Here is a 16,340-nt window from a genome sequence, read left to right as displayed (position 1 = left end):
CCGCAGCACCCGCAGCACGCATCGCAAGGCACAACAGGAGGCGCTCCCTTGGAGCTCAGCAGGCGTACCTTCCACGCTCTGGCCGGCACGGCGGCGCTCGGCTTCGCGCTGACCGGCAGCGGGTCGCCGACCTCCGCCAACCCGTCGCGCACCGCGCCCACCGGCCCGCCGCCCCCGGTGCCGGGCGCGGACGGCCGGCCGCACGAGATCGGCTTCGACCACTACTCGCTGCTGGTCGACGGCCGCCGCCTGGTGCTGTGGTCGGGCGAGATGCACCCCTTCCGGCTGCCCAGCCCGTCGCTGTGGCGGGACGTGCTGGAGAAGATGCGCGCCCACGGCTACAACGCCGTCAGCGCGTACGTCGCCTGGAATCACCACTCCCCCGCGCCCGGCCGCTACGACTTCACCGGGGTGCGCGACCTCGACCTGTTCCTGCGCACGGCCGCGGAGACGGGGCTGTACGTGATCCTGCGGCCCGGGCCGTACATCAACGCGGAGGTCGACGCCGGGGGCTTCCCCGGCTGGCTGACCGCGACCGAGGGACGGGCCCGGACCTCCGACCCGACGTACCTGCGCCATGTCGACGAGTGGCTGACCGCCGTCAACGCCGTCGTCGCCAAGCGCCTGTTCACACGCGGCACGGGCACCGTCCTGCTCTACCAGATCGAGAACGAGTACGACGCGCACGTGGACGAGCCCTCCGGGCGCGCCTACATGTCGTACCTGTACGAGAAGGTCCGCGCCGACGGCATCGACGTGCCCCTGTTCCACAACGACAAGGGGCGCAACGGCCACTGGACGCCGGGCTCGTTCGGCACCGGCGGCGAGAAGGGGCGCTGGCTGTACGGGTTCGACGGGTACCCGGAGCCGGACGAGACGCCGCCCGACTGGGGGCTCTTCGGCAGCGGCGGCGCGAAGGGCGGGGCGACGGCCAGTCCGCGCACGCCAGCCTTCGTGCCCGAGTTCGGCGGAGGCTGGTTCGACCCGTGGGGCGGGTCCTGGTTCGACGGCAAGGGGTACGCCGAGGCCCGCCGCACCCGGGACGCGGCGTACGAGCGGCGCTTCCACCTCACCAACCTCGCCAACGGCATCACGCTGCACAACGTCTACATGACGTACGGCGGCACCTCCTGGGGCTGGCTGCCCGCCCCGGCCGTCTACACCTCCTACGACTACGGCGCCGCGTTCGACGAGGCCCGCAACGCCACCCCGAAGCTCGCCCCGATGCACCAGACCGGGCAGTTGCTGCGGTTCGTGCCCGACCTCGCCAAGCTGGACCGGGCGAAGACGGTGCGGGCCACCGACGAGCGGATCAAGGTCTACCACCTGCGAAACCCCGACACCGGCGCCCACTTCTACGTCCTGCGCAACGACACCGGCGAGGCGGTCTCCTCGACGCTGCCGGACGCCGGGATCGAGGTGCCCGTCACCGTCCCGGCCCGGGACGCCAAGCTGATCGCCGCCGGGCTGAGGCTCGGGAAGCGGACGCTGGTGCACTCCACCGTGCAGCCCATGCTGAGCCTGACCGCCGGACGGCAGGACATCGCCGTGTTCGCGGGCCGCCGGGGCGAGATGGCGCAGGTCGTCCTGGAGTGCGCGGACGAGCCGACGCCCATGCGGCTGGACGCGGAACCGGCCTGGGCGTACAACCTGGGCAAGCTGAACATCACCGCTCCGCTCGGCGCCGGCGGCCTGAGCCGGGTGCGGGTCGAGGGCGACGGCGTGGACACACCCATGCTGGTGCTGTTCGCCGACGACGCCACCGCCCTGCGCCTGTGGCCCCACGAGACCCCCTCCGGCCCGCTCCTGGTCTACGGCCCCGCCCTGCTGCGCTCGGCCGAGCTGCGCGGCTCCACCGTCCACCTCACGGGCGACACCATCGGGCAGACCGGCCTGGAGGTGTGGGGGCCGCGCGGCATCACCCACGTCACCTGGAACGGACGCCCGGTCCCCACGCGGATCAGCGCCTCCGGCAGCCTGCTGGCGCTGCGGCCGCTGCCCGGTGTGACCCGGCCCTCCCTGCCCGCCCTGGACGGCTGGCGGCGGCGGGCCGGGAACCCGGAGTCCGAGCCGGACTTCGACGACTCGGACTGGACCACGGCCGACAAGGAGACGACCTTCAGCACCACGCCCGTGCCCGAGGGGCAGCCCGTGCTGTTCGCCGACGACTACGGCTTCCACTACGGCGACGTCTGGTACCGGGGCGAGTGGACGGGCGCGAGCGGCGTCGACTCCGTGTCCCTCGCCTACAGCACGGGCACCCAGGGCCTGCTGATGGCCTGGCTGGACGGCGAGCCGCTCGGCACGCACCGGATGCCGGTGCCGGACAAGGACCGGGCACGGCAGGGGACGTGGACCGCGAAGGTCCGCTTCGCCCTGCCGAAGAAGCTGCGGGAGAGGTTCCGCGAGGAGAAGCCGGAGCGGCGGCACGTGCTGTCCGTGCTCGTGCGGCGGATGCAGCACGACATGGACGGCGAGGCCCTCGACACGCACAAGGCCGCGCGGGGTCTGACCGCCGTCACCTTCGAGGGCGCCTCCCCCGAGGTCACCTGGCGCGTCCAGGGCGCCGACACGCCCGACCCGGTGCGCGGGCCGATGAACACCGGCGGGCTGCACGGGGAGCGCGAGGGCTGGCACCTGCCCGAGTACGACGACGGGGACTGGAAGGAAGCCGAGCTGCCCCGGTCCGACCGGCACCAGGGCGTCACCTGGTACCGCACGGACTTCCGGCTGGACGTGGACCCGGGCGTCGACGCCTCGGTCGGACTCGTCCTCGACGACGACCCGGCCCGGGCCTACCGCGTCCAGATCTTCCTGAACGGCTGGAACATGGGCCAGTACATCAACGACGTGGGGCCGCAGCACACCTTCGTGCTGCCCAACGGGATCCTGCGCACACGGGGTGCCAACACACTGGCGCTCGCGGTGCTGTCCGACGGGACCACACCCGCCGGGCCGGGCGACGTGCGGCTGACGCTGCTGGGGGCCGCGGCCGGAGGGGTGCCCGTCACGCCGGTGTGACCGGATCGAGCCGTACCCCTGCCGTGCCGTGTCCGGGACGCTGGTTCACCAGGGGGGCCCTTCAGGGCCTCCGGCAGGGAGGGGAACCTCGTGCGAAGACGGCGTTTCATCAGCGGACTGGGCGCAGCGGCCGGGGCCGGGCTCGTCCCGGCGCGGGGCGGGACGGCCCGGGCGGCTCCCCGCCCGGTCGGTGAGGCTCGCGCGTGGCAGGCCGTCACGGCCCCCGAGGCCGCCCCCGCGGCGCAGTTGCGCCGCGTGGCGGCCTCGGGCCCCGATCTCGCCTGGGCCGTGGGCGAGGAGGGCCGCAACGGCGGCGTACGGGGGACGGCCCTGGCCCTCGTGTGGGACGGCACGGCCTGGCAGCGCGCGAGCCCCGGCTTCAGCGGGTACCTGGGCTCCGTCGCCGCCGGGGCCGACGGATCCGTCTGGGCCGTCGGCTCCGACACCTCCGGCACCGCCCGGCTCCTCGCCTGGGACGGACCGGCCTGGCGGGAGACCGACTATCCCGGGCGCGGGACGGCCGGGACCACCCTGGCCGCCGTCACGACCGGTCCCCGGGGTCACGTCTGGGTCTGCGGCCGCAACGGCGACGGCTCGGTGCTGCTGCACGGCCACCGGGGCACATGGACCTGGCTGGAGGCGCCCCCGGCGACGACCACCACCCCGCCCTACGGCATCCACCGCGCGCCCTGCGGCGACATCTGGGTCTACGGCGGCGAGCTCGTCGCCCGCTGGGACGGAGACGCCTGGACCGTGCTGCCGTCACCCGGCGGCATCCGCGCCGGCTTCACGGGGCTGCTCCCGGTGGCCCGCGACGACATCTGGCTGACGGGCTACGACTACGGCGTCGGCGGCCCGCCCGGCAAGCCTCCGGGCGTCCGGCTGCTGCACGGGGACGGCGGCTCCTGGGAGTCCGTCGAAACGCCGTTCGGCGTCGGCATGCTGTCCGGCATCGTGGGCGACGCGCGGGGCCGGCCGGACCGGATCGCCGGGTGGGACTTCTGGGACCAGACCCGGGCCCACTACCTGCGCTGGGACGGCACGGCCTGGGTGAGCGAGCGGGGGCCGGTGGCCACGACCCCCGTCGTCATGAACGCCCTGGCGAAGGTGCCGGGTTCGGACGGCTACTGGGCGGTGGGGACGACCTCGTCCTCGCCGTCCTCGACCGCCCTGCCCCGCATCGAACGCTGACCGGGGCCGGTCACGCCAGCCGGATCACGTTCCAGGACAGCGGTTCCAGGACGGTGCTCAGCGTGCCGTCCCGCAGGGCCGTGCCGTCGACGGTGTGCGGGGCGACCCGCTCGGGGTCGTCGAGGGTGTTGCGGGCGTCGGGGTCGGCGTCCGCGAGCGCGCTGTGCTCGACGACCCGCGTCAGGTCGAGACCACTCAGGGCGACGTCGAGGGGCAGCGCGTCGGTGCGGCTGCGGTTGACGGCGAAGACGGTGACGGTGCCGTCCTGCGCGCGCACGGCGGTGGCGTGCAGCAGGTCGGTCTCGCCGTACTTCTTGGTGTGGTGCTTCGGGGAGTCCACGCGGACGTCCAGGACCTGGCCGCGGCCGTACCGGGACGCCTGCGCGAACGGGAAGAAGGTGGTCTGCCGCCAGGCCGGGCCGCCGGGCTCGGTCATGATCGGCGCGATGACGTTGACGAGCTGGGCCAGACAGGCGACCGTGACGCGGTCGGCGTGCCGGAGCAGGGCGATGAGCAGCGAGCCGAAGACGACCGCGTCCATGACGCTGTAGTTGTCCTCCAGCAGGCGCGGGGCCTCGGGCCAGTCGTGCTGCTCGAAGGTCTTGGCGCGGGCCTCCCACTCGGGCAGGTACCAGACGTTCCACTCGTCGAAGGAGAGGTTGATCTTCTTCTTCGACTTCAGCCGGGCGCCCACGTGGTCGGCGGTCGCGACGACGTTGTCGATGAACGACTCCATGTCGACGGCCGAGGCGAGGAAGGAGTCGAGGTCGCCGTCCTCGGGCCAGTAGTAGGCGTGCAGGGAGATGTAGTCGACGAGGTCGTACGTCTCCTCCAGGACCGTGGCCTCCCACGCGGCGAAGGTCGGCATGGACTGGCTGGAGGAGCCGCAGGCGACGAGTTCGACGCCGGGGTCCTGCTGGCGCATGGCCCGGGCCGTCTCGGCGGCGAGGCGGCCGTACTCCTCGGCCGTCTTGTGGCCGGTCTGCCAGGGGCCGTCCATCTCGTTGCCCAGACACCACAGCCGGATGCCGAAGGGGTCCTTGTCGCCGTGCGAGACGCGCAGGTCGGACAGGGCGGTGCCCTCGGTGTGGTTGGCGTACTCCTGGAGTTCGAGGGCCTCCGCGACGCCGCGCGTGCCGAGGTTGACGGCCATCATCGGCTCGGCCTGGGGGCCGATCTTGCGCAGGAAGTCGATGTATTCGGACAGGCCGAAGCGGTTGGTCTCCGTCGAGTGCCAGGCGAGGTCGAGGCGGCGGGGGCGGTCCTCGGCGGGGCCGACCGAGTCCTCCCACTTGTAGCCGGAGACGAAGTTGCCGCCGGGGTAGCGGACGGCTGTGACGCCGAGTTCGCGGACCAGCTCCAGCACGTCCTCGCGCAGGCCCTTGTCGTCGGCCGTGGGGTGGTCCGGTTCGAAGACGCCGGTGTAGACGCAGCGGCCCAGGTGTTCCACGAAGCTGCCGAAGAGGCGAGGGCTGACCTCGCCGACCGTGAAGGCGGGGTTGAGGGTGAAGCGGGCCTTTTGCATTTTCGCCTCTCGGGGTGGGTGGTTGTCTTTCATGGGCGGGTGCGGGTCCGTGGGGGTTGTTCGCGCAGTTTCCCGCACCCCTGAGGGCGTCGTTCTACTGCCCTGCCAGGCCGGTGTGGGCCACGCCCGCCACGATCTGGCGCTGGAAGAACACGAACACGATGATCAGGGGCAGGCCCGCCATCAGTCCTCCGGCCATGAGCTGGGCCCATTGGATGCCGTAGGAGTTCATGACGGTCGCGATGCCGTTCGGCATGGTCATCAGGTCGGGGTTGTTGGTCACCATGTAGGGCCAGAGGAAGTTGTTCCACGAGGCGATGAAGGTGAAGATACCGACCGCGGCCAGGGAGGGGCGGGACAGCGGCAGGACGACGGTGAAGAAGACCCGCCAGCGGCCCGCGCCGTCGATGAACGCGGCCTCCTCCAGCTCCCGCGGGATGCCCTGGAAGAACTTGTAGAGGATGTACACCATCGCGGCGGGCGCGCACTGCGGCAGGATCATGCCCCAGTAGGTGTCGACCATGCCCATCTGCTGGACCGTGGTGAACAGCGGCACGCCGAGGACGGCGGGCGAGATCATCAGGCCCGCCATGACCACGCCCATCAGCACGGACTTGCCGCGGAAGTCGGTGCGGGCGAAGCCGTACCCGGCGAGAGCGCTCACCAGCAGCACGACGGACGTCACACAGACCGAGACGACCAGGGAGTTCACGAACCAGTCGGTGATGTTGCCGGAGGCGAACAGGGCCTGCCAGGCCTGGCCGGTCCAGTCCCGCGGGAGCCAGTGCGAGGGCACCTCGACGGCCTCGGTCTCCGACTTCAGCGAGGTGAACAGGCCCCAGGCGAAGGGGGCGAGGAAGACGACCGAGACGGCCGTACCGAGGAGGGTGAGCACGATCTGGCCGGGCGTCCACGCACGGGTGGTCATCGGGTGGCCTCCTCACGGTTGCGCAGCAGCCACATCCGGGCGAGGGCGACGGCCGCGATGATCACGAAGAAGATGACGGAGATCGCGGAGGCGTATCCCACGCGGTAGCTGGTGAAGCCCTCTTCGAGGGTGAACTGCACGAAGGTGCGCGTCGATTCCTCGGGCCCGGGGGTGAAGTCCATCATCACCACGGCCTGGTCGAAGACCTGGAGCGAGGCGAGGAGCTGGAGGGCGACGACGAGGCCGGTGATGTTGCGCAGCATCGGCAGGGTGATGTGGACCATGCGGTGCCAGGCGTTCGCGCCGTCCAGCTCGGCGGCCTCGTAGAGGTGGCCGGGGATGCCCTGGAGGGCGGTGAGGTAGAGCAGGAAGCTGAAGCCGACGGTCCACCACAGGGTCGTGATGACGATGGCGAGCATCGCGTAGGACGTGTCCGTCAGCCAGGGCGTCTCGACCCCGAAGACGTGGTTGATCATGCCGGTGCCGGGGTTGAACAGCCACTGCCAGAGGTTGCCCGCGACGGTCGACGGCAGCAGGAACGGGGCGAAGAAGCACAGCCGCCACAGCCACTTGCCGCGTTCGATGTGGTGGGCGAGCATCGCGAGGAGAAAGGCGAGGACGGTGATGCAGGGCACGACCAGGAGCGTGAAGTACGCGCTGTGGCCGAGGGAGTCCCACATCAGCGGGTCCCGGAGGGCCTCGCGGTAGTTGGCCAGGCCGACGAAGCTCGCGCCCTCGCCCGTGATGTTGGCGTCCGTGAGGCTGAGGTAGACGCCTCGCAGCAGCGGCCAGATGACGAACAGGGCGAAGAGCAGCAGGAACGGGGCGACGAACCAGCCGCCGTGCTGGAAACCCTGCCCGCGGCGCGAGGTGGCCGCGGCGGTGGCGGTTCTGGGGCGTGCGGGCGCCGCGAGGGTCTGGGCGCTGGTCGTCATGCGGGCGCACCTCCTTGTGCGGCGGTCTTGCCGTCCATGGGGTTCTTCATGGCGAGCAGCTGGGTGAGGGCGCCCTTCATCCGGCGGGCGGCGGCCTCGGGCTTGGTGGAGCCCATCGTCGAGGCGGCGACGATCGGGCCGACGCGCTGGGCGAGGATGCCGGTGGAGCCGGCGAACCACACCTTCGGCTCGGTGGCCTGGTGGTTCATGGCGGAGGCGTACTCGTTCTGCGGGTCGAGCGCGCGGTAGGCGGCCGTGGACAGGGTGGGCGTGTACGCGGGGATGTGGCCGCCGGCCGCCCACTGCCGGGCGTGCGTGACGACGTAGGCGGCGAGCCGGTGGGCGGCCTCGTTGACGGCACCACCGCGGTCGGACCGGTGCGGCAGGACGAAGGCGTGCGACTCGGCGTGGGTGGCCTGCTTGCCGAAGACGGGCGGCAGGGGCGTCGCCCCGTAGTCGAGCTTCGCTCCGGAGTAGACCGGCACCGACCAGTTGCCCTCCCAGACGAAGGGGGAGCCGTTGATGAACTGCTCGGCGCCCGCGGGGCCCGCGAAACCCGGGTCGGCGTAGCCGTCGGTGATGTGCCGGCGCAGGAACCGAAGGACCTGGACGGCCTTGTCGGTGTCGAAGGCGACCTCGGTGTTCGCGGCGTCGAACCATGTGCCGCCGAGCTGGGTGTAGAAGGCGACGAAGAACCACCACTGGAAGTTCTGGTCGTTGGTCCACAGGCCGATGGTCTGGAGTCCCTTCCTGGTGGCCCCTTTGGCCTCCTTGAGGACGTCGAACCACTCGTCGGCGGAGGTGACGGGCACGATCCGGCCGTCGTCGCCGAGCAGGCCCGCCTTCTTCAGCACGTCCTTGCGGTAGAAGCAGAGCTGGACGTGGATGTCGAGGGGAAGGGCGTAGAGCCTGCCGTCGACCACAGCGCGCTTCCACAGGGCCGGGCTGAAGTCCTTTTCGTGAACGCCGTATTCGGCGAGCAGGCCGACGTCCCAGGGGTCGAGGAGGCGGCCGGGTGCGAAGCCGGTGACGCGGCCGAGGTGCATGACGCCGAGGTCGGGGGCGCGGTTGCCCGCCGCCGCCATGGCGAGTTTGGTGTAGAAGGGATTGCCCCACTGGAGGGTGGAGTCCTTGACGGCGATGTCCGGGTTGGCCTTACGGAAGGCGTCCAGCATCGCGATCATGTTGGAGCCGTCGCCGCCGCTGAAGAGGTTCCAGTACCGTACGCGCGTGTCGGCGTCGGCGGCGAGCGCGTCGGCTCCGGTGCCGAGCGCGGCGAAGCCGAAGCTGCCGGCGGTGAGGAGCCCGCCGAGCCCGCCCAGAAGCTGCCTGCGGTTCAGGCCAGGTCGTCCCATGCCCTGCCCTTACGATCGATGACCAGTACCGTTCGGTATTTCGGATGGCGCTCGCTACTTCGAACGGGACCGTAAGTTCGCAGCGCTTGAACGTCAATGGCCCGGCCCTACTCGGCGTGAACTTTCCGGCCGGAAACGGTCGTTCCCCGTTGAACATCGGACGTCCGATCGCATGACGCGCATACTTTCGGGCGCGTAGGCTCGTCACCGCCGGCAGGCCGGCCGGTGGTGAGAAGGGGGAGCGATGGACATCGCGGGCGCGCGAACGATGGCCGCCCGAGTCAGCGCCGCGCTCGGGCGTTCGCGCCGTGGCGCGGCCATGCGCGGTCTGGCCGCCGACCTCACCGCCGCGGTCCGCGCGAGACCCCAGGCGCCCGCCGACGTACGGTCGTTGTGCCGGGCGCTGTGCGAGGAGATGAGCGCACGGCGTGACGGGCGGCCCGTGGAGCTGCGTTTCGAGCGCTTCCCCGACGAGATCGAAGTGACCGGCCTGTGGGTGGAGTTCCAGGACTTCGACCTGGTCATCGTGGAGGAACGGGCCGAGGCGGTACAGCAGTTGGTCATCCTCGGGCATGAGCTGTGGCATCTGCACGCCGGGCACGGGCATCACCACGGGGCGGGTGCGGCGGCGGCCCGGGCCCTGGACCAGGAGCCGGGCTGGACGTCGGCCCCGCTGGCGGTGGCCGCGCGGGACGGCTCGCGCGAGCGGGACGAGGCCGAGGCCGACGCGTTCGGGCACCGGCTGGCCGCCGCCTTCCGCCCGTTCGCCGACGGCTGCCCGCCCGGTGGGCGCGGGAGGGAACCGGCCCTCGATCCGGTGCGGCGCTCGATGGGCTACCGAGGACGCGGGGGCGGTGCGCGATGACCTCCGCACGGGACGTCCTCGACACCTTCTCGGTCTCCTTCTGGCTGCCCATCGGGGCGCTGACCGTCGCCCTGGTCATCAAGCTGCCGAGCCTGGTGAAGATGTGGCGGGACCCGATGCTGCGGGCCGTCGGCGGGCTGCTGCTGTTCGCCTGCGCCGTGTTCGTCTTCGCGTCCCCGTCGGTCATCGGCTGGACCAACCGCGTCACGGGCGTCCCCAACATCGCGGCGCCACTGGTGTACTCCCTGCTGACCGCGTTGTGCGCGTCCTGGCTGCTGCTGATCGTGGCCTGGCGCAACGGGCTGGCCGACCGCTCGGCCTCCACGCGCCGCGCCGCCCGCCGGGTCGTCCTGGCCTACGCGGCCGTGGTCGTGGCCCTGTGGGTGCTGTTCTGGCTCGCCGACGTCCCCGTGGAACGCCGCCGGGACCTCGACACGTACTACGCCAACACGCCCTTCATGCGCGAGGAGATCCTGCTCTATCTGCTCGCGCACACCGTGGCCTGCTCGGTCACGGCCCGGCTGATCTGGAACTGGGTCCGCACCGACGGCCTCGACGCCTGGCTGCGCTGGGGACTGAGGTTCCTCGGCGTCGGCTACGCGACGAACCTGCTCTTCGACGCGGCCAAACTCACCGCCGTCACCGCCCGGCTGACCGGCCACGACCTGGACTGGCTGAGCACCCACGTCGCTCCGTCGGCCGCCTGTGTGTCGGCCACCATGGTCGCGGTCGGCTTCATCATTCCGCACGGCGGCCAGTACTTGCACGAGCGCTGGCGCATCCGGCTCGCCCACTGGCGGCTGCGCCCCCTCTACCTCCTGCTGCGCGACGTCAACGGCGGCGGCGCGCCGTTCGCTCCGCGTGCCACCGGCGAACTGCGCCTGATCCGCCGCGAGACGTACATCCGTGACGTGCTCCTGCAACTGGCCCGGCACCTCGACGAGGAGCTGCGCGAGCGGTCCTACGCCGCCGCCGTGGACCTCGGCTTCACACCCGGCCGGGCGAAGGCCCTGGCCGCGGCCGTGACGATCCTGGACGGCGTCTCCGTCCGGGAGCGGGCTTCGCGCGGCGACGGCGCCGCGTCCCCGTCCGGACCCGACACCACGTATCTGCTTCAGGAGATCCAGGCCGTGTCCCGAGCACTGCGCCACCGCGACCACATCGAGGCGGTACGCTCGCGCGCGGCCGCCCCCGGGAGAGAGAACGCCCGCGCATGACTGACCGCACCACCCCCGCCAGAACCGCCGTCGTCCTGGGGGGATCCCACTCCGGCATGCTCGCGGCAAGCGCGCTGGCCGCTGTCGCCGACCGGGTCGTCGTCGTGGAGCGCGACGCGCTGCCCGCCGTCCCCGGACCCCGCAAGGGGCTGCCGCAGGCCCGCCACGCCCACATGCTCTGGTCGGGCGGGGTGCGTGCCATGGAGGAACTGCTGCCGGGGATCACCGGGGCGCTGCGGGAGGCCGGGGCGAACCGGCGGCCCGTCACCACGGACGTCGTCGCCCTGGGGACGCGGGGCTGGTTCCGGCGCTGGGAGGAGTCCCACCACGTGATCCTGGCCGGCCGGGACCTGCTGGACGCGACGGTCCGCGCGCGGGTCCTGGCCGACGAGCGCGTCGAACTGGTCGAGCGCGCCGAGGCGGTGGGCCTCACCGGCTCGCGCGACGCGGTCACCGGCGTCCGCGTCCGGCCGTGCGACGGTCCGGAGCGGGTGATCGACGCGGACCTGGTCGTCGACGCCTCGGGGCGCGGCTCCCAGGCCGCGCACTGGCTCACCGGGCTCGGCCTGCCGCCTGCCGAGCGGCGCGAGGTGGACGCGGGCCTCGCCTACGCCAGCCGCCTCTACCTCGCCCCCGCCGCTGCCCGCGACGACTTCCCCGTCGTGAACATCCAGCCCGACCGGCGCGTGGGCGGGCCCGGCCGGGCGGGCTTTCTGCTGCCCATCGAGCAGGGCCGCTGGATCGTCACCCTGTGCGGCACGCGCGGTGGCCGGCCGTCCCCGGACAACGACGACTTCGTCCGCTTCGCCCGTGAGGACCTGCGGCACCCGCTCATCGGCGACCTGCTCGAACAGGCCGAGCCGCTTTCGGACGTGTCCTTCACCCGCACGACCGTCAACCGTCGGCACTTCTACGAACGCCTGCCGGCCTGGCCTCGCGGCTTCACCGTCGTCGGCGACGCGCTCGCCGCGTTCAACCCGGTCTACGGGCACGGCCTCGCCGTCGCCGCGCAGAGCGCCCTGCTGCTGCGCGAGACGGTACGCCGGCACGGCTGGTCCTCGCCGGGGCTGTCCCGGCGGATCCAGAAGGCCGTCTCCCGCCCGGTCGGCGCGGCCTGGGAACTGGCCATCGGGCAGGACGTGTTCTACCCCGACGCGACGGAGCAGGGCCCGACCCTGCGGGACCGCCTCGTGACCGCGTACGTGGACCGGCTGATGTACACGGCGACGGGCAATGGCCGTATCGCGCGCCGGGTGACGGATGTGACGTCGCTGGAGCGGGGGGCCGGGGTGCTGCTGACGCCGTCGGTGGCCCTGGCGGCGGCGGCCGGTCCGCTGAAGCCAGGGCTGTCCGGGCCGCCCCTGACGGCCGGGGAGCGCAAGGCGGCCGGGCTCGATCGATACACCTAGCCCGCGAAGGGGAGCTGCGCCAGCCCCTTGCCCGCCCCGGGCACCACGAACAGCGAACCCGCCAGCGCGGGTGGCTCGGTCAGGCCCACGCGGGCGGTGGTGATGTACAGGTCGGTCAGGCCGGGCCCGCCGAACGCGCAGGCCGTCACCAGCGGCACCGGCAGCTCGATCACCCGGTCCAGCTCGCCGTCGGGGGTGTACCGCCGCACCGCCGAGCCCTGCCACAGGGCAACCCACACGCAGCCCTCGGCGTCCACGGTCAGCCCGTCCGGGAAGCCCGCGCCCTCCTCGATCACGGCGAGGGTCCGCCGCCCGGAGATCCGGCCGTCCGCGTGGTCGAAGACGTCGATCCGCCGGGTCGGGGAGTCGATGTAGTACATCAGCCGCCCGTCGGGGCTCCACCCCGTGCCGTTGCTGACGGCCACGTCGTCGAGCACGACCTCGGCCCTGCCGTCGCCGGTGACGCGGGACAGCGTGCCGCCGCCCGGCGCCTCGTCGTAGCGCATCGTGCCCGCCCAGAGCGTGCCGTCGGGCGCGACGGCGGCGTCGTTGGCGCGGCGGCCGGGGACCGGCTCGTGGTGCAGCCAGCCGAAGCCGCCGTCCGGGTCGAGGAGGCCGATGCCGTCCCGCAGGTTCAGCACGAGTCCGCCGCCGGCGCGCGGCTTGACGGCGCCGATGTGCTGTTCCGTGCGGCGGACGGTGCGCCGCCCGGTGGCCGGGTCGTAGGTGTGCAGACGGGAGCCGAGGATGTCGATCCACAGCAGCCGGCCGGCCGCCGCGTCCCAGGTGGGCCCCTCACCGAGCTCGGCCTCGGCCCGCACCGCGACCTGGTACGGCGTCGTCATGCCAGGCTCCGGTGCCCGAGGTGCTCGGACAGCTCGGCGGCGCCCTTGGCGGCGAGCTGTTCCAGCTCGGCGCGGCGCTCCTCGCTCCAGCGGATCATGGGCACGGAGATCGACAGGGCGGCGACGACCTGCCCGGTGCGGTCGCGCACCGGCGCGGCCACGCAGGACACGTCCGGGTTGGACTCGCGGTTCTCCACGGCGAGGCCCCGCTCACGGATCTCGGCCAGGGCCTCGCGCAGAGCGCCCGGGTCGGTGATGCTGTTGGGGGTCATGCCGATCAGCTCGGCGTCGTCCGGGATGCGGGCGGCGAGCTCCGGCTCGGGAAGGGAGGCCAGCAGCATCTTGCCGACGGAGGTGCAGTGGGCGGGCAGCCTGCGGCCGGCCGCCGACACCATCCGCACGGCGTGGGTGGAGTCGACCTTGGCGATGTAGATGACGTCCGTGTCCTCCAGGATCGCCACGTGCACGGTCTCGTCGCAGGTCTCGGCGACGGACCGGGCGACCTGCTGTCCCTCGGCCGCGAGGTCGAGCTGCTCGGCGTAGCGGGCGCCGAGCTGGTACGGGCGCACACCGAGCCGGTAGCGTCCGGGCTGGCCGGGCATCGGGACGATGTACTTCCGGGCGGCGAGCGTCGTCACCAGTTCGTGCACGGTGGTGCGCGGCAGCTGGAGCTTGCGCACGATGTCGGGGGCGGAAAGCGTCCCGTCCCCGTCGAGAAAGAGCTCGAGAATGTCGAGAGCCCGGGTCACGGCTGGTACGAGGCGTCCCACGACCGGCCCCCTCCCTATTACGTCTCAGGCGCCTGTGTTCGAGATTTCAACAGGCGATCGGCATGACGAACACAGGCTAGCCATAGAGGTATGCCCGGGCAATGGGCGGGGGCCCCGCGACCGGAAACCCGCGAGCGGCCCCCCTCCGCGTGGTGTGCACATTAAAGTGCCCGATGTGCGACACGTCACAGGTGTCGCGGGGTGGGGGGAAATGCTGTGCGTGACATGACCATGGGCGCGAACGTGTCCTTGACGGACCTGAGCGAGAACGTCGGCTCCGCGATCGTCAGCCTGGGCTGGTCCAGCCCGACCGGGGAGGGCGACGCCGACGTGTCCGTCCTGCTGCTGGACGGACGCGGCAAGGTCCGCAGCGACGCCGACTTCTACTTCTACAACAACCCGGTGGCGGCCGACGGCAGCGTGCAGCTGCTGGGCAAGGAGCCCACCGGGGACGGCAGCGAGGACCGGATCAGTTTCGACCTGACCGCCGTCCCTGCCGAGGTGGAGCGGATCGTGGTGGCCGCGAGCCGCTACGAGGGGGCGCGCTTCGGCGAACTGGACGACCTGAAGGTGACGCTGGCCGACGCGGGCGGCGAGAGCCTCCTCCGGTTCGTCATCGAGGACGCCGGCCAGGTGAGCGCGATCATCTTCGGTGAGCTGTACCGGCGGGGCGAGGAGTGGAAGTTCCGGGCCGTCGGTCAGGGATACGAGAGCGGACTGGCGGGGCTGGCCACCGACTTCGGCGTCGACATCGAGGACGACGAGGCGGAGCCCGGGACGGAGGCGGCACAGGAGCCCGCCCTCGGCGCCCCGGACGCCCCGGACGCCCCGGACGCCCCGGGCGCTGCGGACGCCCCGGCGCAGGCGACGCTCCAGGCGGTACCGGCACCGCGCCCGGCGGCCGAGGAGGAGGCCGGGCCCAGGAAGCGGGCCGCCCGGCCCCGGACCGCGAAGAAGAAGGTCACACCGCCCAGGCCGCCGGTGAGGAGCCTGGCCGAGAACGAGTCCTGGAGGCAGGCCCGGCTGTTTCCGGTGTCGGCGCTGAAGAACGACCGGGACCGGGAGACGCGGGCCACGTCGGTGCTGCTGTCGGTGATGGCCCAGGTGCCCCGCTTCGGCAGACGCCTCACCGCCCCCTTCGGCGCGCCGTCCGGCCGTATGGAGACGTTCACCGAGGTCTCCCTGCCGCACGGGGACACGCCCCGGCGCCCGGACGGGGTGATCCGCGTGGAGCGCGCCGGCAAGCTGTGGACGGCGCTCGTCGAGACCAAGACCAACGGCAATCCCCTGAAGTCCGACCAGGTGCAGGCCTACATGGACATCGCGGCCCGGCGTGGCTACGAGGCCGTGATCACCCTGTCGAACGATGTCGCGCTGGAGGGCAGCCCCCTGGTCGACGTGAAGATCGACCGGCGGCGCAAGCACCAGGTGGCGCTGTGGCACCTGTCCTGGGCGGAAGTGGCCCACCAGGCCCAGATGCTGATCCGGCACGAGGGCGTCGGCAACGCGGCGCGCACCTGGCTGCTCCAGGACCTGCTGCACTACCTCCAGCACGACAACTCCGGCTGCCACGGCTTCCAGAACATGGGCGCGGCCTGGGTGCCCGTACGCAACGGCATCAACGACGAGACGCTCTGCCAGGGCGACCCGCGCGCCCTGGAGGTCGTGGAGAGCTGGGAGCGGCTCATCCGGCAGGTGTGCCTGCGGCTCGGGGGTGAGCTCGGGCAGAAGGTGCTGCCCGCCCAGCGCACCCGGCGCGGCACCGACCCCGGGGCCCGCCGCGCCCGGCTGGCCGACCAGCTGTGCCAGGAAGGCCGGCTCCAGGCGGAGTTGCGTGTCGAGGGGGCGCCCGGCCTGCTCACCATCGGCGCCGACCTGCGGACCGCCAGGCTGCGCACGTCGGTGGAGATCCCGGCGCCCGAGCAGGGCTATCCCCTGACCTGGGCCAAGCGCCTGGTCCGGCGTCTCGCCGAGGCACCGGCCGACCTGCACGTCGAGACCCTGGTCGAGGGTGAGGCGGGCGGCCCGCGCGGCACGCTGGAGCGGCTGCGCCCCGAACCGGCCGACCTGCTCCCGAAGGACGGCTCCACCCGTATCACCGGATTCCGCCTGTCCCTCTTCAAGAGCATGGGCAGCGGCCGCGGCAGCGCCGAGTCCGGTTTCATCCGCAGCGTCGACGAGGCCGTGCACCGGTTCCACACCTCGGTCGTGGCCCACCTGGACGCTCCGGCCCCCGGGCGCGCGGCGGCCAAGGAGCGGGCAGCGGTGTGACGCGGGGC

12 protein-coding genes are annotated in these 16,340 nt (G+C 72.4%); 6 read left to right on the top strand and 6 right to left on the bottom strand.

What is annotated here, in order from left to right; all coding sequences use genetic code 11:
• Positions 1-48 precede the first annotated feature (48 nt).
• The gene (locus AC0665_RS07890; protein WP_478704619.1) at positions 49-3,021 is read left to right on the top strand and encodes a glycoside hydrolase family 35 protein; all 2,973 of its coding nucleotides are present in this window, start codon (positions 49-51) and stop codon (positions 3,019-3,021) included.
• Positions 3,022-3,111: 90 nt separating this feature from the next.
• Positions 3,112-4,212, top strand: a complete 1,101-nt coding sequence (locus tag AC0665_RS07885; RefSeq protein WP_478704618.1) for a hypothetical protein — start codon at positions 3,112-3,114, stop codon at positions 4,210-4,212.
• 10 nt (positions 4,213-4,222) lie between these two features.
• Here the strand turns inward: AC0665_RS07885 and arfA are convergent, their stop codons facing one another.
• The 4 genes from arfA to AC0665_RS07865 all read right to left on the bottom strand — a co-directional run bounded on the left by arfA (position 4,223) and on the right by AC0665_RS07865 (position 8,955).
• Entirely contained in the window at positions 4,223-5,737 is a 1,515-nt protein-coding gene (gene arfA, locus AC0665_RS07880) for an arabinosylfuranosidase ArfA (protein ID WP_478507713.1), read from the bottom strand.
• A gap of 94 nt (positions 5,738-5,831) precedes the next feature.
• Positions 5,832-6,665 carry a carbohydrate ABC transporter permease gene (locus tag AC0665_RS07875; protein WP_478704617.1) on the bottom strand — a complete coding sequence of 278 codons (834 nt, stop codon included), beginning with the start codon at positions 6,663-6,665 and terminating at the stop codon, positions 5,832-5,834.
• Positions 6,662-7,600, bottom strand: a complete 939-nt coding sequence (locus AC0665_RS07870) for a carbohydrate ABC transporter permease (protein ID WP_478602470.1) — start codon at positions 7,598-7,600, stop codon at positions 6,662-6,664. Before AC0665_RS07870 ends, AC0665_RS07875 begins: the two co-directional genes overlap by 4 nt.
• The gene (locus AC0665_RS07865) at positions 7,597-8,955 is read right to left on the bottom strand and encodes an extracellular solute-binding protein (RefSeq protein ID WP_478602469.1); all 1,359 of its coding nucleotides are present in this window, start codon (positions 8,953-8,955) and stop codon (positions 7,597-7,599) included. Before AC0665_RS07865 ends, AC0665_RS07870 begins: the two co-directional genes overlap by 4 nt.
• Before the next feature lie 244 nt (positions 8,956-9,199).
• On the opposite strand from AC0665_RS07865, the gene AC0665_RS07860 reads away from it, so the two are divergent.
• From AC0665_RS07860 to AC0665_RS07850, 3 genes are read left to right on the top strand one after another with little or no spacing between them, the layout of a single operon-like run.
• Positions 9,200-9,820 (top strand): toxin-antitoxin system, toxin component family protein, encoded by a 621-nt coding sequence (locus tag AC0665_RS07860; protein ID WP_478602468.1) that lies wholly within the window; start codon positions 9,200-9,202, stop codon positions 9,818-9,820.
• A complete protein-coding gene (locus AC0665_RS07855) occupies positions 9,817-11,037 on the top strand; it encodes an MAB_1171c family putative transporter (RefSeq protein ID WP_478602466.1) in 1,221 nt (406 codons plus the stop codon). The genes AC0665_RS07860 and AC0665_RS07855 overlap by 4 nt, the downstream gene beginning before the upstream one ends.
• The gene (locus tag AC0665_RS07850; protein ID WP_478704616.1) at positions 11,034-12,446 is read left to right on the top strand and encodes an NAD(P)/FAD-dependent oxidoreductase; all 1,413 of its coding nucleotides are present in this window, start codon (positions 11,034-11,036) and stop codon (positions 12,444-12,446) included. Before AC0665_RS07855 ends, AC0665_RS07850 begins: the two co-directional genes overlap by 4 nt.
• Here the strand turns inward: AC0665_RS07850 and AC0665_RS07845 are convergent.
• Both AC0665_RS07845 and AC0665_RS07840 read right to left on the bottom strand, forming a co-directional pair.
• The gene (locus AC0665_RS07845; protein ID WP_478602459.1) at positions 12,443-13,291 is read right to left on the bottom strand and encodes an SMP-30/gluconolactonase/LRE family protein; all 849 of its coding nucleotides are present in this window, start codon (positions 13,289-13,291) and stop codon (positions 12,443-12,445) included. The genes AC0665_RS07850 and AC0665_RS07845 overlap by 4 nt on opposite strands.
• Positions 13,288-14,061: an IclR family transcriptional regulator gene (locus AC0665_RS07840; RefSeq protein ID WP_468413264.1), complete on the bottom strand. Its 774-nt coding sequence runs from the start codon at positions 14,059-14,061 to the stop codon at positions 13,288-13,290. The genes AC0665_RS07845 and AC0665_RS07840 overlap by 4 nt, the downstream gene beginning before the upstream one ends.
• 225 nt (positions 14,062-14,286) lie before the next feature.
• Here AC0665_RS07840 and AC0665_RS07835 point away from each other — a divergent pair, with 225 nt between their 5' ends.
• Positions 14,287-16,332, top strand: coding sequence for a TerD family protein (locus AC0665_RS07835; RefSeq protein WP_478704715.1), 2,046 nt, complete (start codon positions 14,287-14,289; stop codon positions 16,330-16,332).
• Positions 16,333-16,340: the final 8 nt, after the last annotated feature.

Source organism: Streptomyces sp. NPDC043685, assembly GCF_056436585.1.
The sequence above is the reverse complement of the archived record's forward strand: the minus strand, read 5'-3'. Positions and strand labels throughout refer to the sequence as shown.